The sequence below is a fragment of the Streptomyces sp. NPDC031365 genome (assembly GCF_055569765.1).
This window is the reverse complement of sequence record NZ_JBVIIM010000016.1, coordinates 74,878-96,565: the sequence shown is the minus strand read 5'-3', so window position 1 is coordinate 96,565 and position 21,688 is coordinate 74,878. Positions and strand designations below refer to the sequence as shown.

Annotated in this window: 21 protein-coding genes and 2 tRNA genes; 8 read left to right on the top strand and 15 right to left on the bottom strand. The window is 71.1% G+C overall.

What is annotated here, in order from left to right; genetic code table 11:
• Positions 1–72: 72 nt before the first annotated feature.
• The 6 genes from ACZ5C2_RS23245 to ACZ5C2_RS23220 form a co-directional block, all read right to left on the bottom strand.
• Complete coding sequence (locus tag ACZ5C2_RS23245; RefSeq protein WP_468794085.1) at positions 73–1,299, bottom strand: HD-GYP domain-containing protein; 1,227 nt, start codon at positions 1,297–1,299, stop codon at positions 73–75.
• Positions 1,296–2,714, bottom strand: a complete 1,419-nt coding sequence (locus ACZ5C2_RS23240) for an HD-GYP domain-containing protein (protein ID WP_468794083.1) — start codon at positions 2,712–2,714, stop codon at positions 1,296–1,298. Before ACZ5C2_RS23240 ends, ACZ5C2_RS23245 begins: the two co-directional genes overlap by 4 nt.
• Before the next feature lie 147 nt (positions 2,715–2,861).
• A complete protein-coding gene (gene rsrA, locus ACZ5C2_RS23235) occupies positions 2,862–3,164 on the bottom strand; it encodes a mycothiol system anti-sigma-R factor (RefSeq protein ID WP_468794080.1) in 303 nt (100 codons plus the stop codon).
• Complete coding sequence (gene sigR, locus ACZ5C2_RS23230) at positions 3,161–3,847, bottom strand: RNA polymerase sigma factor SigR (protein ID WP_468794077.1); 687 nt, start codon at positions 3,845–3,847, stop codon at positions 3,161–3,163. The genes rsrA and sigR overlap by 4 nt, the downstream gene beginning before the upstream one ends.
• Positions 3,848–4,102: 255 nt before the next feature.
• On the bottom strand, positions 4,103–4,789 hold the full coding sequence (locus ACZ5C2_RS23225) for an alpha/beta hydrolase family protein (RefSeq protein ID WP_468794074.1): 687 nt from the start codon (positions 4,787–4,789) through the stop codon (positions 4,103–4,105).
• 1 nt (position 4,790) lies between these two features.
• On the bottom strand, positions 4,791–5,606 hold the full coding sequence (locus tag ACZ5C2_RS23220; RefSeq protein ID WP_468794071.1) for an SOS response-associated peptidase: 816 nt from the start codon (positions 5,604–5,606) through the stop codon (positions 4,791–4,793).
• 60 nt (positions 5,607–5,666) lie between these two features.
• On the opposite strand from ACZ5C2_RS23220, the gene ACZ5C2_RS23215 reads away from it, so the two are divergent.
• From ACZ5C2_RS23215 to ACZ5C2_RS23200, 4 genes are all read left to right on the top strand, one after another.
• The gene (locus tag ACZ5C2_RS23215; protein ID WP_468794310.1) at positions 5,667–6,389 is read left to right on the top strand and encodes a M50 family metallopeptidase; all 723 of its coding nucleotides are present in this window, start codon (positions 5,667–5,669) and stop codon (positions 6,387–6,389) included.
• 94 nt (positions 6,390–6,483) lie between these two features.
• Complete coding sequence (gene aroA / locus ACZ5C2_RS23210) at positions 6,484–7,800, top strand: 3-phosphoshikimate 1-carboxyvinyltransferase (protein ID WP_468794069.1); 1,317 nt, start codon at positions 6,484–6,486, stop codon at positions 7,798–7,800.
• A gap of 9 nt (positions 7,801–7,809) precedes the next feature.
• On the top strand, positions 7,810–8,820 hold the full coding sequence (rsgA, locus tag ACZ5C2_RS23205; RefSeq protein ID WP_468794066.1) for a ribosome small subunit-dependent GTPase A: 1,011 nt from the start codon (positions 7,810–7,812) through the stop codon (positions 8,818–8,820).
• A gap of 126 nt (positions 8,821–8,946) precedes the next feature.
• The gene (locus ACZ5C2_RS23200) at positions 8,947–9,270 is read left to right on the top strand and encodes a DMT family transporter (protein ID WP_125504317.1); all 324 of its coding nucleotides are present in this window, start codon (positions 8,947–8,949) and stop codon (positions 9,268–9,270) included.
• A 7-nt stretch (positions 9,271–9,277) separates the two neighbouring features.
• Here ACZ5C2_RS23200 and ACZ5C2_RS23195 read toward each other — a convergent pair whose 3' ends face one another.
• Complete coding sequence (locus ACZ5C2_RS23195) at positions 9,278–9,886, bottom strand: TetR/AcrR family transcriptional regulator (RefSeq protein WP_468794063.1); 609 nt, start codon at positions 9,884–9,886, stop codon at positions 9,278–9,280.
• A gap of 128 nt (positions 9,887–10,014) precedes the next feature.
• Between ACZ5C2_RS23195 and hisN the strand changes: the two genes are divergently transcribed.
• From hisN to ACZ5C2_RS23180, 3 genes are all read left to right on the top strand, one after another.
• Positions 10,015–10,815: a histidinol-phosphatase gene (gene hisN / locus ACZ5C2_RS23190; protein ID WP_468794060.1), complete on the top strand. Its 801-nt coding sequence runs from the start codon at positions 10,015–10,017 to the stop codon at positions 10,813–10,815.
• 169 nt (positions 10,816–10,984) lie between these two features.
• Positions 10,985–11,386, top strand: coding sequence for a CBS domain-containing protein (locus ACZ5C2_RS23185; protein ID WP_468794057.1), 402 nt, complete (start codon positions 10,985–10,987; stop codon positions 11,384–11,386).
• Between the two features lie 207 nt (positions 11,387–11,593).
• Positions 11,594–12,013, top strand: a complete 420-nt coding sequence (locus ACZ5C2_RS23180; protein WP_468794054.1) for a Fur family transcriptional regulator — start codon at positions 11,594–11,596, stop codon at positions 12,011–12,013.
• 118 nt (positions 12,014–12,131) lie between these two features.
• On the opposite strand, the gene ACZ5C2_RS23175 is transcribed toward ACZ5C2_RS23180, so the two are convergent.
• The 4 genes from ACZ5C2_RS23175 to ACZ5C2_RS23160 all read right to left on the bottom strand — a co-directional run bounded on the left by ACZ5C2_RS23175 (position 12,132) and on the right by ACZ5C2_RS23160 (position 17,590).
• Positions 12,132–12,205 (bottom strand) — tRNA-Met (locus ACZ5C2_RS23175).
• Positions 12,206–12,483: 278 nt separating this feature from the next.
• A complete protein-coding gene (locus ACZ5C2_RS23170; protein ID WP_468794051.1) occupies positions 12,484–14,298 on the bottom strand; it encodes a tetratricopeptide repeat protein in 1,815 nt (604 codons plus the stop codon).
• A 223-nt stretch (positions 14,299–14,521) separates the two neighbouring features.
• Positions 14,522–14,595, bottom strand: a tRNA-Met gene (locus ACZ5C2_RS23165).
• Between the two features lie 55 nt (positions 14,596–14,650).
• Entirely contained in the window at positions 14,651–17,590 is a 2,940-nt protein-coding gene (locus ACZ5C2_RS23160; protein ID WP_468794308.1) for a UPF0182 family membrane protein, read from the bottom strand.
• Positions 17,591–17,754: 164 nt separating this feature from the next.
• Between ACZ5C2_RS23160 and ACZ5C2_RS23155 the strand changes: the two genes are divergently transcribed.
• The gene (locus tag ACZ5C2_RS23155) at positions 17,755–18,297 is read left to right on the top strand and encodes a PPA1309 family protein (RefSeq protein WP_468794048.1); all 543 of its coding nucleotides are present in this window, start codon (positions 17,755–17,757) and stop codon (positions 18,295–18,297) included.
• 9 nt (positions 18,298–18,306) lie between these two features.
• On the opposite strand, the gene ACZ5C2_RS23150 is transcribed toward ACZ5C2_RS23155, so the two are convergent.
• The 4 genes from ACZ5C2_RS23150 to ACZ5C2_RS23135 form a co-directional block, all read right to left on the bottom strand.
• Positions 18,307–19,401 carry a YlbL family protein gene (locus ACZ5C2_RS23150; RefSeq protein WP_468794045.1) on the bottom strand — a complete coding sequence of 365 codons (1,095 nt, stop codon included), beginning with the start codon at positions 19,399–19,401 and terminating at the stop codon, positions 18,307–18,309.
• A 99-nt stretch (positions 19,402–19,500) separates the two neighbouring features.
• A complete protein-coding gene (locus tag ACZ5C2_RS23145; protein ID WP_228969642.1) occupies positions 19,501–19,665 on the bottom strand; it encodes a hypothetical protein in 165 nt (54 codons plus the stop codon).
• A 212-nt stretch (positions 19,666–19,877) separates the two neighbouring features.
• On the bottom strand, positions 19,878–20,336 hold the full coding sequence (locus ACZ5C2_RS23140; protein WP_468794042.1) for a molybdenum cofactor biosynthesis protein MoaE: 459 nt from the start codon (positions 20,334–20,336) through the stop codon (positions 19,878–19,880).
• Positions 20,337–20,443: 107 nt separating this feature from the next.
• A complete protein-coding gene (locus ACZ5C2_RS23135; protein WP_468794038.1) occupies positions 20,444–21,556 on the bottom strand; it encodes an SDR family oxidoreductase in 1,113 nt (370 codons plus the stop codon).
• Positions 21,557–21,688: the final 132 nt, after the last annotated feature.

Below are 21,688 nucleotides of genomic sequence, written 5' to 3'. Positions count from 1 at the left end.
ACCCATGGGTTACCCAGCCTCGCACGGGGTCAGACAGGCCTCTTCGCGGCTCTCACCACGTGGGGTCCCTCCTCAACGCTCCCCCTCCGGGTTCCGGGACAGGACCCGGGCCAGTGCTTCGACGACCTCCGGCGCGTACTCCCCAGCGGTACCGAGCCGCAGTTCCTCCAGGGCGGTGAGCGGCCCGCCGGGACCTCCTTCCCGGGACTTCTCCTCGTACGCGTTCGCCACCCGGACGATCCGCGCGGCGAGCGGCTGCTCCCCGTACGGATCGGCCTGGCGTTCGACGATGCCCGCCACCCGGGGGTCGACTCCGCTCTGGCGCACCACGGCGCCACCCAGCAGTGCGATCCGCCGCTGCTCGGAGACCGGCAGGAGGGCGGTGGCCCCCGCGGCCACCGGGTCGACAAGGCTGAGCTGACCGATGTCGTGCATCAGTGCGCCGTACTCCAGCACGGTCAGCTCGGGCTCGGTCAGCCCGAGGTCCCGGCCCACTGCCTGGCTGAGTTCGGCGACCCGGCGGGCGTGCCCGGCGGGGGTGTATCCGGCGATCTCGGTGGCCCGGGCGAGGGAGGCGATGGTCTGCCGGTAGGTGGCGCGCACGGCGGCGTACCTCCGGTAGGACAACTGTGCGAGCAGCAGGGGCACGGAGAAGACGGGCAGCGCCCACAGCCCCACGACCGCGACCCCGAGCGCCATCACCGCGCCCGTGGCGATCACGGCGGCCCCGATGCCGGGAATGGCCCGCAGTTCGTCGCGCAGCAACGGCGGGAAGGGCCAGCCGGTGCGGGAGTGTTCCAGGACGGCGGCGAGTACGGCGTCGCACAGCGCGGTGAGGGACAGCAGGGCGAGCAGCAGCAGCGCGTGCGCGGGTCCGCCCCAGTCGTCGAACACGCCCCGGCCGTACAGGGGCTGGAAGCACACGGCGACCAATCCGACGGTCAGCACCCGACGGGCCGGCGGGTCGAGGACGGGGCCGTCGCCGCGCCCGACCTGCGGCACGCTGCCGAGCAGGGACGCGGCGAGCACCACGGTGACCACCTGGGCGGCCCCGTGCGGAGCCGGTCGTCCCGCGACCTCCCCGAGCAGCGCGTACGACAGCGATCCGGCGGCGGCGAGCGGCGCGGCCTCCCGGATCCGGGTCCCGCCTCGCCGGGTGAGCTCACCGACGGCGATGAGCACCCCGAAGGCCAGGGCGACACCCCGGTCCTCGACGCCGTTGTAGAGGGTGCTGCCGAGGGAACCGGCGGCGAGGACGCCCGCACAGACGTGCACGACGGTGTGCAGCCGCGGCCTCACCGGCGCACCCCGGGCCGGTCGGTGGCCGATGCGGCGGACGGGCCCCCGTCGGCGGGCACGCCGGTGGGTGGGAAGACCTCGTCGGCGGGCACGCCGGTGGGTGGGAGGACCTCGTCGGCGGTCACCGCCGGATTCCATCCCCTCCGGCCGATCGCCCGTACCAGCGCGTCCACCATCCGCGGGTCGAAGTGGGTTCCCTCGCACCGGCGGAGCTCGTCCAGCGCCACCGGGACGGGCCGTGCCCTGCTGTAGGAGCGGGTGGAGGTCATCGCGTCGAAGGCGTCGGCCACCGCGACCACCCGGGCGGACTCGGGGATCTGACCGCCCGCCAGACCGTAGGGATAGCCGGAGCCGTCCAGCCGTTCGTGGTGGTGCAGCACCGCCGCGCGGGCCTCACCGAGGAAGGAGATCCCCCGCACCATCTCGTGCCCGTACTCGGGGTGCAGTTCGATCACCCGGCGTTCCTCGGGGGTCAGCGGACCGTTCTTGGTGAGCAGCCGGGTGGGCACGCCGAGTTTGCCGACGTCGTGCAGGATGCCCGCGAAGCGCAGCACCTCGACGCGTTCGTCGTCCAGGCCGAGTTCCCGCGCGATCATCACGGACGCCCGTCCGACGCGCTCGCTGTGCCCGCGTGTGTAGCCGTCCTTGATGTCGACGGCCTGGACGAGCGCGCGGATCGTGGCCCGGTGGGCCGCCCGCTCACGGTGGTACTGGGCGAACGCCCACCAGGAGACACCCATCGGCAGCAGCACGAACAGGGCCGCCACGGGGCCGTACGCACTGCGCCACAGCAGCGCCATCATGAGCCCGGCGAGACCGTGCACGGCGAGCGGTGGCAGCGACCTCAGGAACCGGCGCCACCACACGGCCGGGGCCGCCGTCCGTCTCCCGCGCGGGAGCACACCGGACGTCAGTGCCAGGATGCCGCCGTCGAGCAGGGTGAGCACCAGGCAGAACGCCAGCACCGCGGCCCCGGCCGCCGCGAGCGCGCCGGGTACGTCGCAGTCCGCCACGGTGGCCCGGCCCCCGACCGCCAGATGGACACGGCTCGCGGTCCATACGGCGAGCACCAGCTGAGCGGCCCGCCAGAGCCTTCGGACCAGGTACGGCCGCTGCTGCACCGGAAGCAGCAGTGCCCCGGGCAGCGCGACCAGCGCCGCGGCGTGCGGCGGCAGCAGGAAAGCCCCGGCGAGCAGGACGGGATGGAAGGTGCCGCCCAGGTGCGGGGCGGCGACGAGGCGCGACCGGGCGAGGCGCTCACAGCCGGCGTACAGCGCGGCGAGCAGGAGGACCGGCCACCAGGGAACACGGGCGTCCGGCAGGACTCCCGGCGACGGGAAGGGGAGCAGACAGAGCAGGGCCAGCAGGGCGACACCGGCGACATATGCACGGGCCCGTGCCGGTAACGCCTCCATGAGCCCCTCCCCGCCCGTGCCCGCCGCACTCGCCCTGCCGCCGTCCGCCAGGCTCTGGAGCCTAGGACGACGGAGGGTGCCTCCAGGGGCCGATAACCCGCGGATTAGCACGTACGAGTGACACGGAGGCCGGGGGGCGGCAGGAAGTCAGGACTCCTGCGGGCTGGCCTCGACGTCCTGGTCGGGCACGGCCTGGCCGGAGCGGATCACGTCGATCCGCCCCATGACCTTGGAACGCAGGTCGCCCGGCACGTCGTCCTGCCCGCAGCAGCGCTTCACCAGCTTCTTCACCGCCTGCTCGAGCCCGTACTTCTCCAGGCAGGGCGAGCATTCCTCGAAGTGGTGCTCGAACTTCACGCAGTCGGAATCCGGCATCTCACGGTCGAGGAACTCGTAGAGATGATCGAGGATTTCGCTGCAATCCGTCTCGTGCGGCTCTCCGCAGCTCATGACCTCGAGCCTTTCGCTTCGTTCGACTCTCCGGCACCGGCCGGGACCAGCCCGCGCTCGCGCGCGTAGTCCTCGAGCATGCCGCGCAGCTGGCGGCGGCCCCGGTGCAGCCGGGACATCACCGTACCGATGGGTGTCCCCATGATGTCGGCGATCTCCTTGTAGGCAAAGCCCTCGACATCGGCGAGATACACCGCGATGCGGAACTCCTCCGGGATCGCCTGGAGTGCTTCCTTGACGTCCGAGTCCGGCAGGTGGTCCAGCGCCTGCGACTCCGCGGAGCGCAGACCTGTGGACATGTGTGACTCGGCGCGCGCGAGCTGCCAGTCCTCGATCTCCTCGGCCGCGCTGCGCTGCGGTTCACGCTGCTTCTTGCGGTAGGAGTTGATGAAGGTGTTGGTGAGGATCCGGTACAGCCACGCCTTGAGGTTGGTGCCTTCGCGGAACTGGTGGAAGGACGCGTACGCCTTGGCGTACGTCTCCTGGACCAGGTCCTCGGCGTCGGCGGGGTTGCGCGTCATACGCAGCGCGGCCGAATACATCTGGTCGAGGAACTCGAGCGCGTCCCGCTCGAAGCGCGCGCTGCGCTCCGCGGTCGACTCCGCGCTCTTGCTGCCCTGGCCCTCGGGCTGCTCCGCCTGGCCGTGTTCGGTCCCTGCGTCGGTACCGGGAACCGGACCCACCTCCTCCAGTGTTGTCGTGAGACCAAAACCGGTCTCACCCGAATCGGAGGATAGACGACGATCCGGTCCGCCCGCCGCCCGAACAGGGGCGGTCTTGGCCGCGTGCAGCACCGTCCAGTCCAGATCGGCGCGGGCACTGCGGCTCGGGCAGAACGTGGAACCCATGCGGCGGACTTCCTCTCCTACGACGGTGGTGCCGTCGACCGGCACATACGTCCGTCCCAACAGTGGGGGCCCCACGGGCATTCCCGGTCCTCAGCCGAGTGCGCCGACCCACCGCACGACGGCGTCGGTCACGACCGCCAGGGCCTCCTCCTGTGTGATGTCCGCCCGTTTGGGCACGGCGAAGCCGTGACCGCCGTGGGGGACCTCGGCCAGTTCGAACGTGCCTTCCGGGAACTCCTCGGGCCTGCCGAACGGGTCGTTGGCGCCCTGGACGACGAGCGTGGGCCTGCCCGCGCCCAGCAGTTCGCCGGCACGGGACTTCTCGGGCCTGCCCGGCGGGTGCAGGGGGAAGCTCAGGGCGAGCACCGCGTGGGCGCCGAGTTCGGTGGCGGTGCGGCAGGCGACGCGGGCGCCGGCGCTGCGTCCGCCCGAGATCACCGGCAGGCCCGGCTTCGCCAGCGCGGGCCAGATGCCGCGCCAGCCGGTGTCCAGGGTCCTCGGCGCGGGGGCGACCTTCTTGCCGGCCACCCGCCAGGGCTGTTCGACGAGGGCGACGGTCACACCGTGCGCGGGCAGCTCGGCGGCGAGCGCCTTGAGGTCCCGGGCCTCGATGCCGCCGCCGGCGCCGTGGCTCGCCGCGAGGACGAGGCGCGGGCCGTGCCGGGCGCGGTGCCAGGTGATGCGGGCGGTGCCCGCGTCGGTCTCGACGTTCTCGGTCGCGACCGGCGCGTCCGCCGCGTCTGTCGTGTCGGGGGCGTCCGTCGTGTCGGGGGTCACGTCAGAACAGTGTGCCCTCTTCCGGCGCGGCCAGCTCCTTCAGCAGCTCCGGTCCGTTGTTGCGGACATTGCTGACCGCCGTGGCGACCGGGTAGGCGCGCATCAGGCCGGCCGGCGGCGGGGCGAGCAGCTCGCGCAGCTCGTCGGCGTCGGTGCGGGCCGGGTCCAGCCAGGCGTCCCAGCGGTCCGGTGTGAGCATCAGCGGCATGCGCGGGTGGATCTCGGCGAGGGCGTGCGGGCCGTCCGCCGGGGACACGGCGAGCGGGCTGCTCTCCGCCTCGGTGGTGATGACGGAGCAGGTCACCCACCAGGCCCGGGGGTGGTCGTCCGGCAGCGTCTTGTCCCGCCAGAACTCGTACAGTCCGGCCATGGCGAACACCGAGCCGTCGGCCGGCGTCACGAAGTAGGGCTGCTTGCGGGGCCGCTTCTTCTTGCCCTCGGCCTCCAGGTCCCGCTCCTGCTTGCCGGTGACCCACTCGTAGTAGCCGTCGGCGGGGAGGATGCAGCGCCGGGAGGAGAAGGCCCGGCGGTAGGACGGCTTCTCGTGGACGGTCTCCGCGCGGGCGTTGATCATCCGGGCGCCGCCCTCGGGGGTCTTGGACCAGGAGGGCACCAGTCCCCACTTCAGCGTGCGCAGCTGCCGAACCGGGCGCGGGTCCGTCACGTCCTTGAGGGCACGGTCGAGGACGGCGTAGACCTCCTTGGTCGGCGCCACGTTGTAGTCGGGCTCCAGGGTCTCCTCCGGCTCCCACTTCTCGATCTCAAAGATTCCTGCGAGATCCTCGGGCCTGCGACTCGCTGCATACCGTCCGCACATACGTGCAACACTGCCAGACTCCGTACGCACAGAGGGAGCGATCCGAAACACATGGAAAGCATGGTCAGCACCGCGTCCGCCTCGCTCGGCTCCCTCTGGGACGAGGTGTCCGGCACCCAGCCCGACCCCGATGTGTGGGTGGTCGTCGTCACCCTGGCCGCCGCGGCCGCCGTCGTCGTACCGCAAGGGCTGTGGCGGCTGTCCCGCAACGCCGTCACCATCGCCCACGAGGGCGGACACGGGCTGGTGGCGCTGCTCACCGGCCGCACGCTGACGGGGATACGTCTGCACTCGGACACCAGCGGCCTGACCGTCAGCCGAGGCAAACCGCACGGCATCGGCATGATCCTCACCGCCGCCGCCGGTTACACCGCTCCCCCTCTGCTGGGCCTGGGCGGCGCCTCGCTGCTCGGCGCCGGGCGCATCACGCTGCTGCTGTGGCTGGCCACGGCGCTGCTGCTGGCGATGCTGGTGATGATCCGCAACGCCTACGGTGCGGCGTCGGTGCTCGTCACGGGCGGCACGTTCGTGCTGGTGTCCTGGCTGACCGGACCCCAGGTGCAGGCAGCCTTCGCGTACGCCGTGGTGTGGTTCCTGCTGCTCGGCGGGGTGCGCCCGGCCTTCGAGCTCCAGGCCAAGCGGGCGCGCGGGGGTGCGGGGGACTCGGACGCGGATCAGCTGTCCCGGCTGACGCACGTACCGGCGGGGCTGTGGCTGTTCCTGTTCCACGCGGTGTCGCTGTGCTCCTTGCTGGGCGGGGGCAGGTGGCTGCTGGGCCTGTGAGCCGAGGGAGGGCACCCAGCCGCGGGCGGGTCCGTCACCACGGACGCGCAGGTGAGGAACGGCCTTGTCCTCCCCCTCCTTATAGAGTGGCCCCATGGTCCCGAACCCCGCGCACACCGCTCTCTGGCCCGCCCCGCACGCAAGCGGAGCCGTCGACGCGACGGTCCACGTGCCCGGGTCCAAGTCGGTCACCAACCGTGCCCTCGTGCTCGCCGCCCTCGCCTCCGAGCCGGGCTGGCTGCGCCGCCCGCTGCGTTCGCGCGACACGTTGCTGATGGCGGGCGCCCTGCGCGCGATGGGCATCGAGATCGAGGAAGGCGTGGGCCCCGACGGAACGGGCGAGGCCTGGCGGGTGCTGCCCACGGGACTGCGCGGCCCGGCCACCGTCGACGTCGGCAACGCCGGCACCGTGATGCGGTTCCTGCCCCCGGTCGCCACGCTGGCCGACGGTCCCGTCCGCTTCGACGGTGACCCGCGTTCCTACGAGCGTCCCCTGAACGGAGTCATCGACGCGCTGCGCCGGCTGGGCGCCCGGATCGACGACGACGACCGCGGTGCGCTGCCGATGACCGTGCACGGCGGCGGCGCCCTGGACGGCGGGACCGTGGAGGTCGACGCCTCCTCGTCCTCCCAGTTCGTCAGCGCCCTGCTGCTGTCCGCGCCGCGCTTCAACCAGGGCGTGGAGGTCCGGCACACCGGCGCGACCCTGCCGTCCCTGCCGCACATCCGGATGACCGTCGACATGCTCCGCGCGGTGGGCGCACAGGTCGACACCCCCGAGTCGGGGGGTGAGCCCAATGTCTGGCGGGTCACCCCGGGGGCGTTGCTCGGCCGTGACCTGACCGTGGAGCCGGATCTGTCCAACGCCCAGCCGTTCCTGGCGGCGGCGCTGGTCACCGGCGGCACGGTCGTCGTCCCGGACTGGCCGGCCCGTACCACCCAGCCGGGTGACCGGCTGCGGGAGATCTTCACCGAGATGGGCGGCTCCTGCGAGCTGACCGAGCACGGGCTGGTGTTCACCGGCTCCGGGTCGGTCCACGGCATCGACGTGGACCTCGGCGAGGTCGGCGAGCTGACGCCGGGCATCGCGGCCGTCGCGGCCCTCGCGGACTCCCCGTCCACCCTGCGGGGCGTGGCCCATCTGCGGCTGCACGAGACGGACCGGCTGGCCGCGCTCACCAAGGAGATCAACGAGCTCGGCGGCGACGTCACCGAGACCGCCGACGGACTGCACATCCGCCCGCGCCGGATGCACGGCGGGGTCTTCCACACCTACGAGGACCACCGCATGGCCACCGCCGGCGCGGTCATCGGCCTGGCGGTCGACGGCGTACAGATCGAGAACGTGGCGACCACGGCGAAGACCCTGCCGGACTTCCCCGACCTGTGGACCGGGATGCTCGGGGCATAGGGGTCCGCCATGCGCCGTTACGGCAAGCACACCGACGAGGACGACATCCGCTCGCGCCCCAACCGCAAGGGCAACCGGCCGCGCTCCCACATCCGGCCCAAGCACGAGGACGCCGCCGGAGGGCTGGTCCTCACCGTCGACCGGGGCCGGCTGACGTGCCTCGTCGAGGACCGGGTCGTCATGGCGATGAAGGCCCGGGAACTGGGCCGCAAGGCGGCGGTGGTCGGCGACCGGGTGGCGATCGTGGGCGATCTGTCCGGAAAGAAGGACACGCTCGCGCGGATCGTACGGATCGAGGAGCGCACGTCGGTGCTGCGCCGCACCGCCGATGACGACGACCCCTACGAGCGGGTGGTCGTGGCCAACGCCGACCAGCTCGCCGTCGTCACCGCCCTCGCCGACCCCGAGCCCCGCCCGCGGCTGATCGACCGGTGCCTGGTCGCTGCCTTCGACGGCGGCCTGACTCCGCTGCTGGTGCTGACCAAGTCGGACCTGGCGCCGGCCGACAAGCTGCTGGAGCTGTACGGCGACCTCGACATCCCGTACGTCGTCACCAGCCGTGCGGAGCTGGAGAGCGGTGAGGCCGTGAACCGGGTGCGGGAGCAGCTGGACGGCCGGATCACGGCGTTCGTGGGGCACTCCGGGGTGGGCAAGACGACCCTGGTGAACGCGCTGGTGCCGCTGGAACGGCGCCGTTCGACCGGGCATGTCAACGCGGTGACGGGGCGGGGGCGGCACACGACGACCTCCGCTCTGGCGCTGCCGCTGCCGGACGCGGAGGGCTGGGTGATCGACACCCCGGGTGTGCGCTCGTTCGGGCTCGCCCATGTCGACCCGTCCCGGGTCATCCACGCCTTCCCCGATCTGGTGCCGGGCACCGAGGGCTGTCCGCGCGCGTGCAGTCACGACGAGCCGGACTGCGCGCTGGACGCCTGGGTGGCCGAGGGGCACGCGGATCCGGCGCGGCTGTATTCCCTGCGTCGGCTGCTGGCGGCACGGGAGCACTCCGAAGGCGACTGACCTCCGCGTGTTTGCCGGGACGTGCGGGCGGTAAGTGCATACTCGCACCGAGCCGGACCCGAACCTGCCGAACCTGGCGAACCTGGCGAAACGGTCACCGTACGTGGCACTGCGGGAGGACGACACATGGCGTGGCTGCTGGTCATCGTGGCCGGGTTGCTCGAGACCGGTTTCGCCGTGTGCCTGAAGCTGTCCCACGGCTTCACCCGGCTGTGGCCGACCGTGGCGTTCTGCGCGTTCGCGCTGGGCAGCTTCGGGCTGCTGACCCTGGCGCTGAAGAAGCTGGACGTGGGTCCCGCGTACGCGGTGTGGACGGGCATCGGGGCGGCGGGGACGGCCATTTACGGGATGGTGTTCCTCGGGGACCTGGTGTCGACGCTGAAGATCGTGTCGATCACGCTGGTGATCGTCGGCGTGATCGGGCTGCAGCTTTCGGGGTCCGCCCACTGAACCGGATCTACGGCACCGGCTGCCGTAGCAGGGCACCGCGTACCAGATCGGCGACGCCGTTGTCGGCCGGCGGAGCGGCCACGCAGGACAGGGCCAGACGGATCACGAGTTCACAGGAACGGGCCAGATCGGCGGTGTCACTCCTGGGGACGCCGGGGCCGGCCAGGACGGCGACGGCACGGTCCCGGACGAGGGCGACGAGGTCGGCGGGTGAGGGCAGCGGGCCGTCGGCGCGGCGCTGGGCGGGCACGGCGGAAGCGGACGTGACGGCCGGGAGGGCCGGCGCGGGCAGGCCCGCGCTCCAGCATCCGGTGAGCAGGGCGCGGACCAGGGCGTTGCCGCGGGCGTCGGCCGTGGTCCACTCGGCGGCCGCGGTCAGCCGGTCGCGCGGGTCGCCGTGCCCGGCGAGAGCGCGGTCGACGCCGGCGAGGTAGCCGTCGGCCTCCCTGCGGACGAGGGCCCTGGCGAGGCCGTCCTTGCTGCCGAACTCGTTGTAGAGCGTCTGCCGGGAGACTCCGGCCGCGGCGGCCACGTCCACCATCCGCACCGCGGACCACGGCCGGCGCGTCAGTGCCGCGTAAGCGGCGTCCAGCAGTGATTCCCGCGCTGCAGGCATCTTCGCCTCCCTCGGGGCGAGCGGCCGGTCCTGCGGTTCAGATTTGACGCGTCGTCGGGCACTGTCAAGGGCTCTCGGGCGCCGCCCCCGGTAGCCCCGCACCGACCTCGGCAGATACCGTTCGTTGCATGCCCGACTACCTTGACGACCTGCGTCTCGCCCATGTCCTCGCGGACGCCGCCGACGCCGCGACGATGGACCGGTTCAAGGCCCTCGACCTCAAGGTGGAGACGAAACCGGACATGACGCCGGTCAGCGAGGCGGACAAGGGGGCGGAGGAGTTGATCCGCGGCCACCTCCAGCGCGCCCGTCCGAGGGATGCGGTCCTGGGCGAGGAGTACGGCGTCGAGGGCACGGGGCCGCGTCGCTGGGTGATCGATCCGATCGACGGCACCAAGAACTACGTCCGCGGTGTGCCCGTCTGGGCCACGCTGATCTCCCTGATGGAGGCCGGCGAGGGAGGATTCCAGCCGGTCGTGGGTGTCGTGTCCGCCCCTGCCCTGGGCCGTCGTTGGTGGGCCGCGCGGGGGTACGGCGCCTTCTCCGGCCGCAGTCTGTCGTCGGCCTCCCGGCTGCGCGTCTCCCGCGTCTCCAAGCTCTCCGACGCCTCCTTCGCGTACTCCTCGCTCAGCGGCTGGGAGGAGCAGGGGCGGCTGGACGGCTTCCTCGACCTCAGCCGGGAGGTGTGGCGCACGCGCGCGTACGGCGACTTCTGGCCGTACATGATGGTCGCCGAGGGGTCGGTCGACATGTGTGCCGAGCCCGAGTTGTCGCTCTGGGACATGGCGGCCACCGCGATCGTGGTCACGGAGGCCGGCGGCTCGTTCACGGGTCTCGACGGCCGCCCGGGACCGCACAGCGGCAACGCGGCGGCGTCGAACGGGCTGCTGCACGACGAGTTGCTGGGGTACCTCAACCAGCGCTACTGAGATTGCGCGAGGTCCACGTGCGCCCCCAACCCGCCGCGCACGCCCTCTTGTTGCCCCCCGCTTTGCCTGCCACTCTGAGAGTCCCCCCACTTGTGAATTTGTGAAACCGCGAACAAGCCGGCTCTTGTGCCCGTGACCTCGCGTTTTCCGGTAGGAGGTGGCTCCATCCATGCTCGTCCGTGACGCCATGAGCACCGTGGTCCTCACCATCGGCCCCGCACACACACTCCGACAGGCCGCCGCCCTGATGTCCGCCCGCCGGGTGGGCGCGGCCGTGGTCCTCGACCCCGACGGCACCGGCATCGGCATTCTCACCGAGCGCGACGTCCTCAACTCCCTCGGGGCCGGACAGGATCCGGACACCGAGCGCGCCCACGCCCACACCACCACCGACGTCGTCTTCGCCACCCCGAACTGGACCCTGGAGGAGGCAGCTGTCGCCATGACCCACGGCGGTTTCCGTCATCTGATCGTGCTCGACCGGGGCGAGCCCACCGGCATCGTCTCGGTCCGCGATGTCATCCGCTGCTGGGCACCTCAGCGGCAGCGGGCCCAGCACGTTCCGGTGTAGGCGCACGCGAAACGGGCCGGACCCCCGAGGGGTCCGGCCCGTCGATCGGCAAGCGGTCCAGCGCTGGAATCAGCCGCGCAGGGCCTGGGCCGCGGCCTCCAGCCTCATACGCCCCTCGCGTCCCGTAATAGACAATGTCTAAATCAAGTAGAGCTCCAAAGTCACACCCATTCGGGACACGGTCCCCCTGCTGTTAGTCTGGTGCCTATGAGTGACCTTCTGGAACGGCTCCGCGGACGTGGATGGCGCATGACCGCGCAGCGCCGTGTCGTGGCCGAGGTCCTCGACGGCGAACACGTCCACCTGACGGCCGACGAGGTCCATGCCCGGGCTGTCACCCGGCTGCCCGAGATCTCCCGCGCGACCGTCTACAACACCCTGGGTGAGCTGGTCTCGCTCGGTGAGGTGCTGGAAGTCGCCACGGACAGGCGGGCCAAGCGCTACGACCCCAACGCCCACCGTCCGCACCACCACCTGGTGTGCGCGCGGTGCGGGGCGATCCGCGACGTCCACCCGACCGGCAACCCGCTGGCGGACCTGCCCGACACGGAGCGCTTCGGTTTCACGGTCTCGGACGTGGAAGTGACCTACCGCGGTGTCTGCCCGAACTGCGCGGCGGCGGCGTAGGAACCGACTCCCGGACTCCCGACTCCCGGACGAAGAAGGAAAGCCCCGGCACTGATGATGCCGGGGCCACAACGGCCGATGGCCGAAATCCTTTCGGATTCCGGCCATCGGTCTTCAGTAGCGGGGACAGGATTTGAACCTGCGACCTCTGGGTTATGAGCCCAGCGAGCTACCGAGCTGCTCCACCCCGCGTCGTTGAACGCAACGTTACGTCAAGGGCGCCGACAGAAGCAAATCCGTTGACCGGGAGCAGCCGCACGCCGCGCCCACCACGGGCAACACCGCGGCCCGCCCCACCACGACAGCACTCAGCCGCCCCACTGCGGGCAATCGTGCCGCTGGGCGGCACGGGTGGGCGCAGCGGCACCCCGCAATCGCCGGGACGCGCAACACCCCCGCCCAGCTGCGACTCCCGCACAGCCCAGCCCTGCCGACGCCCCACCCCGCCAGCGCACCCCGCCAGCGCAGCGTCACGCCGACAGCTCCTCACGCAACGCGTCCCGCAACCGCGTAGCCCGCTCGGTCACCGCCGCAGGCCCGAGCGCCGCCGCCCGGTCCGCCCACCGCTGTCCATCCGCCAGCTCCCCCCTCCGCGCGCAGACCAGCGCGAGCCGCAATGCCGCACGACCGTGGCCCGCGTCCGCCGCCCGCGTCCACCACACCGCCGCCTCGGGCTCGCTGCCCTCCCGGGCCAGCAGCAGCCCCAGATTGAACGCCCCGTTCCGCGATCCGGCCTCCGCGGCCTCCCGGTACCACCGCGCCGCCTCGAGCACATCCCCCCGGGCCGCGGCGAGCATGCCGACCCGTACCTGCGCCCGCCGGTGCCCCTGGGTGGCCGCCCGCTCGTACCACTCCTCGCACTCGCTGCGCCGGTGCACCGGTTCCCCCAGCTCGTGCGCGGGCTCCGGCGGCCTGCGGGCGTCCAGCACCGTTGCCAGCCGGTACGCGGCCTCCGCGCTCCCTCCGCCCGCCGCGCACCGCAGGAACCGCTCCGCCTCGCCCTCCTCGCCGTCCCGCAGCAGCGCCATGCCGACCTGCAGGGCAGCCTCCGCATGCCCGGCGGCCGCCGCCCGCTCGTACCAGCGCAGCGCGGCCTGCTCCTCGCCCCGGCCGGCGTGCAGGATGCCCAGGTTGAAGGCGGCGTCCACGCTGCCCGCCTCCGCCGCCTTGGAGAACCACGGCTCCGCGCCCGTCTCGTCCCCGGCCCGCAGCAGCAGGATCGCCAGCGCGTTCGCCGCCTCGCGGTGACCCGCGTAGGCGGCACGGCGGTACCACTGCTCAGCGGGAGCCGTCCGGCCCTGGTCGGCGCAGAGCAGCCCGAGGTTGTACGCGCCATTGATGTCACCGGCGTCCATCGCGGCCCGGTACCAGCGCTCGGCGGTCTGGGTCTCGCCCCGCTCGGCGTGCAGCGCGCCCAGCGCGTTGGCGGCGTTGCCGTCGCCGTCCTGAGCGGCCCGCAGCCACCACACGGCGGCGTTCTCGGAGTCCCCGGCGTCGCGCAGCAGGAAGCCGAGCGCGCAGGCGGCCCGGGCCTCTCCGTCCTTGGCGGAGGTCAGGTACCAGCGGCCTGCCTCCTTGAGCTCGCCGCGCTTCTCCAGGATCGCCCCGAGGTGCAGCGCCGCCCGGCGGTGTCCGCGCGCGGCGGCCTGGCGGTACCACTGCTCGGCCTCTTCGACCGGTGCCGCGCCGTCGTCGGACGCCCGTGCGGCCTTGCGGTCCAGCGCGCGAGCCAGCCGGTACGCCCCTTCCCGGTGCCCCCGCTCGGCCGCGGCCCGCATCCAGCGCTCGGCACCGGCCGTGTCCCCACGGTGTTCCAGCAGGTCGGCCAGGGCATAGGCGCCCAGAGCGTGGCCCTGCTCGGCGGACTGGCGCAGCCAGTACTCGGCGGCGGGCTCGTCGCCGCGCTCGCGGTGGTGGCGGCCCAGCGCGTGCGCCGCCGCGGTGGAGCCGGCGACGGCGGCGATCCGCCACCAGCCGGCGGCCTCGTCGGGGTAACCCCGCTGGTGCAGCAGGACGCCCAGATTGTTCGCGGCGGCACGGTCACCCGCGGCGGTGGCGGTACGCAGATGGGGCTCGGCTCCGTCGAGATCGCCGCGGCGCAGCAGCATGGCGCCGAGGACGCTCATCGCCTCGACGTCGCCGGCCTCGGCCGCGAGCCGCTGCCGCAGCTCCTCCGCCGCGTCGTCGGCGGCTTCACCCGCCTCGTCGCGAGATTCCTCCCGGGGGGAGGACTGCACAAAACGCCCTGTCCCGAACAGAGTTGCCTTGTCCCCCATACCATCCATCGTCGCACCACCTGCAACCTGGGTACACCTGGTATACCGCAGCCAGTGAGGTCACTACAGCGTTTTGTCGACATGCCCACAGAGAGACAAGTCAAACACAGATCCCCCAACTCCCGTCGGCGGCACGACCGTCGTCCGCTCAGGCACATGCGTTCGCACATCACAAAGGCCCGGACTCCTTGAGGAGTCCGGGCCTTTGCTGTCGCCGACTGCGCGACTTCAGTAGCGGGGACAGGATTTGAACCTGCGACCTCTGGGTTATGAGCCCAGCGAGCTACCGAGCTGCTCCACCCCGCGCCGTTGTGTTGCAACCGTAGCACGGCGCGGGAGTGGCCTTTGACCAGCCTGCTCGCTAACCGGTCGGACTGGCGTCGGGACTGGGCTTGCCGTCCCCGCCGCCGGCGCCGCCGCCCCCTTCGGTCGACTGGGCCTCCTCGGCCTTGCGGAGCGCCTCCTCCAGGTCCTTCTGCGCCTTGCCGTAGGCCTCCCAGTCATTGTCCTTCAGGGCTTCCTGGCCGGCCTCGAATGCCTTCTGGGCGTCGTTCAGAGCCTCCTGGACCGTGGGGTCCTCCGATGCGGGCGGTGGCTGGGTGCCCTCGTCCTCACCCGTTCCCTCGTCCTCGCCCGGTGGTGGCTCGACAGGTGCGCCCTCTCCGCCGAAGATCTTGTCCAGGGCCTTCTCGAGGGTGTCCTCGAACGCGGTCTGGCCTCCGTAGGTCACCAGCACCTTCCGCAGCAGCGGGTACTTCAGTCCGCCACCGCGTACGTAGACCGGCTCCACGTAGAGCAGTCCTCCGTCGAGCGGGACGGTCAGGAGGTTTCCGTACTCGACCTCCGAGTCGCCGCCTCTCAGCAGCCTGATGGTCTCGGCGATGTCCTGCTGGGAGTTGAACTGGCTCTGGACCTGTTGCGGTCCGGAGACGGTGGTGCTGGTCGGCAGCTTCAGGACTCTGATCTTTCCGTAGTCCTTGGTGCCGGGGTCGGCGTTCACCGCCACGAAGGCGCTGAGGTTGTCACGTCCGTTCGGAGTGAGGGTCGTGGTGAGCGAGAAGACCTGCTCCTGCTGGTCCGGCATCTTCATGCTCAGGTAGTACGGAGGCACCGCGTCGCCCGTCTTGTTCGTCGGGTCGTCCGGCACCTCCCACACCTCGCTGCCCGAGAGGAACGTGGTGGCGTCCTTCACGTGGTAGCGGGTCAGCAGCTCGCGCTGCACCTTGAACAGGTCCTGCGGGTAGCGCAGATGGGCCATCAGGTCGCCCGAGATCTCGCTCCTCGGCTCCACCGTGTCGGGGAACGCCTTCATCCACGTCTTGAGGACGGGGTCCTTGGTGTCCCACTGGTAGAGCTTGACCTCGCCGCTGTACGCGTCGACGGTCGCCTTCACCGAGTTGCGGATGTAGTTGACCTGGTTCTGCTGGGCCACCACCGCGCGCTGGTCGTTGGTGGCGGTCAGCGAGTCGGCCGTGGTGTCCCCGAGGGTCGTCCGCGAGGCGTACGGATAGCCGTTGGTGGTCGTGTAGGCGTCGACGATCCACTGGATCCGGCCGTCCACGACCGCCGGATAGGCGTCGCCGTCGATGGTCAGCCACGGGGCGATCGCCTCGACGCGCTCCTTGGGCGTGCGGTTGTACAGGATCCGCGAACCCTCACCGATGGCACCGGAGTACAGGATCTGCGGCTCGCTGAACGCCACCGCGTAGGCGGCCCGGTTGACCGGGTTGGCGAGATTGACTCCGCTGTCGCCCTGGTAACTGTACGTCTTCTCACCGCTGTCGTCGGAGTAGTCGATCTCCTTCTGGGGACCGCCGACGATCGAGTACGTCGTCGTCCGCTCGCCGTAGTAGACGCGCTGCTCGTACGATCCCAGGTCACCCTTGGACGGCAGGTCGGACTCGGTGAACGCCGGGCGGCCGCCCGCGTCGGCGCTGGTGCCCTCCGCGGCGACGACACCGTATCCGTGCGTGTACCGGAAGTGGTCGTTGATCCAGTTCCGCTTCGGAATGCCGTCGTAGTTCAGCTCACGCAGACCGATGACGGTGTCCTGGTCCTTGCCGTCCTTGGGGTAGCGGTCGACGTCCAAGTTGGTCGGGAACGCGTAGTAGTTCCTGATCTGCTGGAGCTGCTGGAACGTCGGCGAGACGATGTTCGGGTCCATGATCCGGATGCTCGCCGCGTCGGTGACGTCGTCCCGCAGCTTGGTCTTGTCCTCGGTCTGGGCCGTGCCCGGGAACTCGGTGACCTGCGAGTCGTTGATCCCGTAGGCCTCACGCGTGGCCTTGAGGTTCTTCTCGACGTACGGCGCTTCCTTGGCCTGCTCGTTCGGCTGGACCTGGAACTTCTGCACGATCGCCGGGTAGAGGCCGCCGATGAGGATCGCCGACAGCACCATCAGACCGAAGCCGATCACGGGCAGCTGCCAGGTGCGCCGCCACAGCGTGGCGAAGAACAGCAGCGCGCAGATCACGGCGATGCAGAACAGGATCGTCTTGGCCGGCAGATAGGCGTTGGCGTCGACGTACCTCAGGCCCGTCCAGCTGTCGGTCGCCTTGAAGTCGCTGGACTTCACGGCCAGTCCGTACCGGTCGAGCCAGTACGCGACCGCCTTGAGGGTGACGAAGACGCCGAGGAGCACCGACAGGTGCCCGGTGGCCGCGGCCGTGGCGCGCGCGCCCGGGCTGGTGATGCGCAACCCGCCGTACAGGTAGTGGGTGAGCGCGGCGGCGATCAGCGCCAGAATCGTGGCGGCGAAGCCGAAGCCGAGCATGAACCGGTACCAGGGCAGGTCGAAGGCATAGAAGGAGACGTCGAGCTTGAACTGCGGGTCCTTCTGACCGAACGACACGCCGTTGACCCACATCAGCCAGGTCCGCCACTGGCTCGACGCCGAGGCGCCGGCGATCAGACCGACCAGCGCGGTGATGCCGAGCAGCAGCCACTTCTTGTACGGGGCGACGCCCATCCGGTACCGGTCGAGGTTCTGCTGCTCCATGGACATGGCACTCAGCGGCGGCCGCGTGCGGTGCGCCAGCCAGATGTTGAAGCCGACCGCGAGGGCCATCAGCAGCCCGAAGACGAAGAACAGTCCGATCTTGGTCCACAGGGTCGTCGTGAAGACGGACGAGTAGTTGACCGAGCGGTACCACAACCAGTCGGTCCAGAAGCCCGCGAACATGGTGAACACCATGCCGAGGACGGCCAGGACGCCCAGTGTCATCAGCAGGGTCCGGACCCGCCGGGACGGGCGGCCCACTCTGATCCGTGGCCCCGTCGGGCCTCCGCCGCGGTCCGGCATCTGGAAAGCCAAGGTAGGCACCTCGAAGTTCGCTGTTGATTCGTCAGGCCCGCGGTTTCACGGACCATGTGTGGCCCCCCGTGATCGTGGACCCACACCTATGCAACTTACTCACGCTTTACTCGGTTCCCGATTCCGGCGAGGAACGAGAGAGGATTGTGACCATGTCCAACACACCCATGGCCGCCAACCCGCTCACCCGGGCCGTGCTCGAGATCGACGAGTACGCCGCCGGACTCGGCTGGGACCAGCCCGCACGCCTGTTCGCCCTCGTAGACACCGCCCGGCTGCGGGCCGAGCAGCCCTCGCTCGCGGGCCGGCTCGGCCTCGGCGGCGAGCAGGAGACCGTCGCCTTCACCCCGATCGAGCAGGACGAGATTCCCCCGGGCAAGCCGCTCGACGAATTCCTGGGCACCATCGCCTGGCCCGACGCCGTGGCGGGCTGCGCCCTGACCGTGGAACGGCTGATGCTGCCGCCGTCCGCCGAGGCGCAGGTCCCGAAGGATCTGGACGAGGCCGCGCTGACCAGGTGGGTGGCGGAGCACCCGGAGCGTCAGGAGGTCCGTATGACGGTCGCGGTACTGCGCGACGGTTCCCGCGAGTCCGCGCTGCGGCTGCGCGAGAAGGACTCCCCGACGTCGGTCCTCACCGGTTCGGACCTGGTGCCGGGACTGGCGGAGGCTTTGACGGCGACGTTCGCGGAGTAGGCCTTCCGGTCAGGAGACCGTGCACTCCGGCAGTCCGGCGGTGTCGCCGGAGCGGATGTCCTCCAGCGCGCCCAGGGCGTCGTCGATGGTCTCCACCCTCACCAGGGTGAGGCCCTCGGGGGTGTCCCTGGCGGCGGACGCGCAGTTGTCGGCGGGCGTGAGGAAGTACTCGGCGCCCTTGTCACGCGCGCCGACCGTCTTCATCTCGATCCCGCCGATCGGCCCGACCTTGCCGTTGTCGTCGATCGTCCCGGTGCCCGCGACGAACGTGCCGCCGGTCAGGCTGCCCGGAGTGAGCTTGTCGTAGATACCGAGGGCGAACATCAGGCCCGCGCTGGGCCCGCCCACGTCGGCGAGCTTGATGTCGATGTCGAACGGGAAGGTGTGGTCGGTCCCGGCGGAGATCCCGACGATGGCTCGCTTCTCGCCGGCGTCGTCGGACCTCGTGGTGGTGATCGTGACCTTCTCGGTCTTCGTCGGCGTCCGCTTCTGCTTCTCGGCGGCGGCCTGCTCCTTGGCGGGCACGATCGTGAAGACGACGTCCTCGCCGGGCTTGTGCTCGGTCACCAGTTCGGCGACATCGGACGGCTCCTTCACCGCCTTGCCGTCGACGGCCTTGATCACGTCACCCGCGTGCAGTCTCCCCTCGGACGGGGACCCCTTGACAACCGTGGAAACGATCACCCAGGACTTCACCGGGACGTCCAGTTCCTTCAGTGCCGCGACCTTGGCACTCTCCTGGGACTGGCTGAACTCCTCGGCGTTCTCCTGGGTGGACTGCTCCTCCGTCTTGCCGTTGGGGTAGAGCGTGTCGTGCGGCACGACCTTGTTGTCGTGCGCGAGCCATCCGGAGACGGCCTCGACGAGGTTCATCCGGTAGTCGGCACTGGTGACCCGCACCGTGGTCATGTTGAGGTGGCCGTCCGCCGGATAGGTCTTGCGTCCGGCGATCTGCAGCACCGGCTCGCCGTCGTGCTCGCCCAGCGTGTTCACCGTCGGCCCCGGCGACATCTCCGAGTACGGCACGGGGATGAAGACTCCCGCGCACAGCAGCGCGATCAGCATCAGGGTGGAGGCGAGCATCGTCGCGGTGCGGCGTGGCATGCATCGACAGTACGGGACGGGCCTGTCAGCGCACCGTCAGGGCCGCCGGTCGGGCGGCCCTTGCCGTCTCGTACGCCGTGACCTGCTCATGTACGGCCTTCAGCGGTCCGACCGCGGCTTCTCCATGGCCTCGCGGAACCGGGCGTAACCGATGAGTTCGGGGCCGTCGCTCCGCACCTTCCGGGTCCTGTTGGCCCAGCTGCCCCACAGCCCCGCTCCGATCGCGGCCACCAGCGGAATCAGCAACCAGGCGAGCGCCGCCATGCCGACCTCCCAACCCCATGAGCGTCCGCAACTGACTGATCAGCAGATTAACCATCCGCAGTGACAACGCTCACCTCTGGGGTGCGGTTGTGCAACCGGAGGTCCGGCCCTTCCCGACAGGCCCTCACCCGGCCCGACCACCACCCCTCAAAGACGGCGCTACGCGCCGACCCGCCCTCCCGTCGCCCGACCACCACCCCTCAAAGACGGCGCTACGCGCCGACCCACTCTTCGGTCCCGTCCGAGAACCGCTGGTGCTTCCAGATGGGCACCTCGTGCTTGAGGTCGTCGATCAGCTTCCGGCAGGCCTCGAAGGCCTCCCCCCGGTGCGGGCACGACACGCCGACGACCACGGCGAGGTCGCCGACCCGGAGGTCCCCCACCCGGTGGACGGCGGCGAGCGCCCGTACGGGGTACTCGGCCGCGACCTTCTCGGCGATCCGCCGCATCTCGTCCTCGGCGCTGGGGTGACACGAATAGCCCAGCTCGTCGACATCGGTGCCACCGTCGTGATTGCGCACGGTTCCCACGAACAGCGCCGTCCCGCCGGCCGCGTCGTCCCCGACCGCGCGGAGGATCTCGTCCACCGACAGCGGCGTGTCGCGGATCGCGAGCAGCTTGATCGGATCCTGTGCGGCCTGCTCACCCGGGTGATCGTGCGTGGATGCCATGCCCCCATCGTGCCCCACCGCGACGACAACCCGGAATACGGCTGCCGCCCGGCGTGCGCGCCTGCCGGTTCGGACCCGGAGGTGGGAGACACCGCCGGCCTCGGTGATCAGATCCGGCGGCGGGCCTTCCGGGCCCGGCGCACCACCGCCGCCGCGCCCAACAGGGCCACCGTCGCACCCGCCGCGCCCGCCGCCGTCGCGTCCTTGCGCCCCAGCCGCCGTCCGGCGACCGTGTGCCTGCCCGACACCTCCTCCAGCAGTTCCGCGAGCACCTCCTCGTTGGTGTGCGCGGGCCGCCACCCGGCGTCGTGCAGCCGGCTCCCGCTGACCACCCAGGGATACATCGTGTAGGCCAGATCCCCGGCCGGGGACGGTGTGAGTCCGATGCGGTGCAGCCGGGCCGCCGCGCCGAGCGCGACCGCCGAGGGCAGCTCCATCCGGCGGATCCCGCTGAGCTCCTCGACCTCCTCCTGTTCCAGCCAGCCGTCGCAGCCGACAGCCAGTTCACCGTCGACCTTCTCCAGCACGGCGTACTCGAGGGCACTGCACAGATCGTCGACATGACAGAACTGCCACGCGGGCCGTGATCCTGCCACCACGAGCAGCCGAGGTGACTCGAAGTACCTGGTCAGTGCGGTGTCGGTGCCTCCCACCAACACGGCGGGGCGTACGACGGTGACATTGAGGCCGGGGTGCGCGCGCTGTCCGCGGCGCGCCAGCCGCTCGATCTCCAGGAGATCGCCGACTCCCGTGGCCTCCGCCGTGGCGCGCAGTTCCGCGTCCTCGGACAGCGGAAGCTCGTTGTCCGGCAGCGCCCCGTAGACCATCGTCGAGGTGCACAGCACCACCCGGTGCACACCGGCGGCCGCCGCAGCGGTCAGCACGGTCTGTGTGCCCCGTACGTTGTAGGCCGTCCGGGCGGCCGCATCGCTCTCCAGATCGATGTCGAGCGCCAGATGGACCACCACGTCGGCCCCGCGGAGCTTGTCCGCGATGGCCGGATCCCGTACGTCCAGGATGTGCCAGCGTGCCTCGGCGCACTCGCCGCGCCGCTCGTCGATGGCGATGACCTGTCTGATCTCCTCCGAAGCGGCGAGCCGCGCGGTCAGCAGCGCGCCGACTCCGGACGCGGCTCCGGTGACCGCTACGACGGGCCCGCGTGGCGCGGGACTGGTTGACTTGTTTCGCGCTGCGCGAACCTGCGGATCTGGGGAACTCACCGGGCGTCTCCAGCGGTTGTCTTCAGTACGAGCGCAAGCGACGCGTACGTACCAGGTGGCATCCATCCTGCCGCAGGCCCTGTGTCGGCGAAGCACCGAGGCCCGAACCGCTCCAGGTGTCTACGCTGGGTG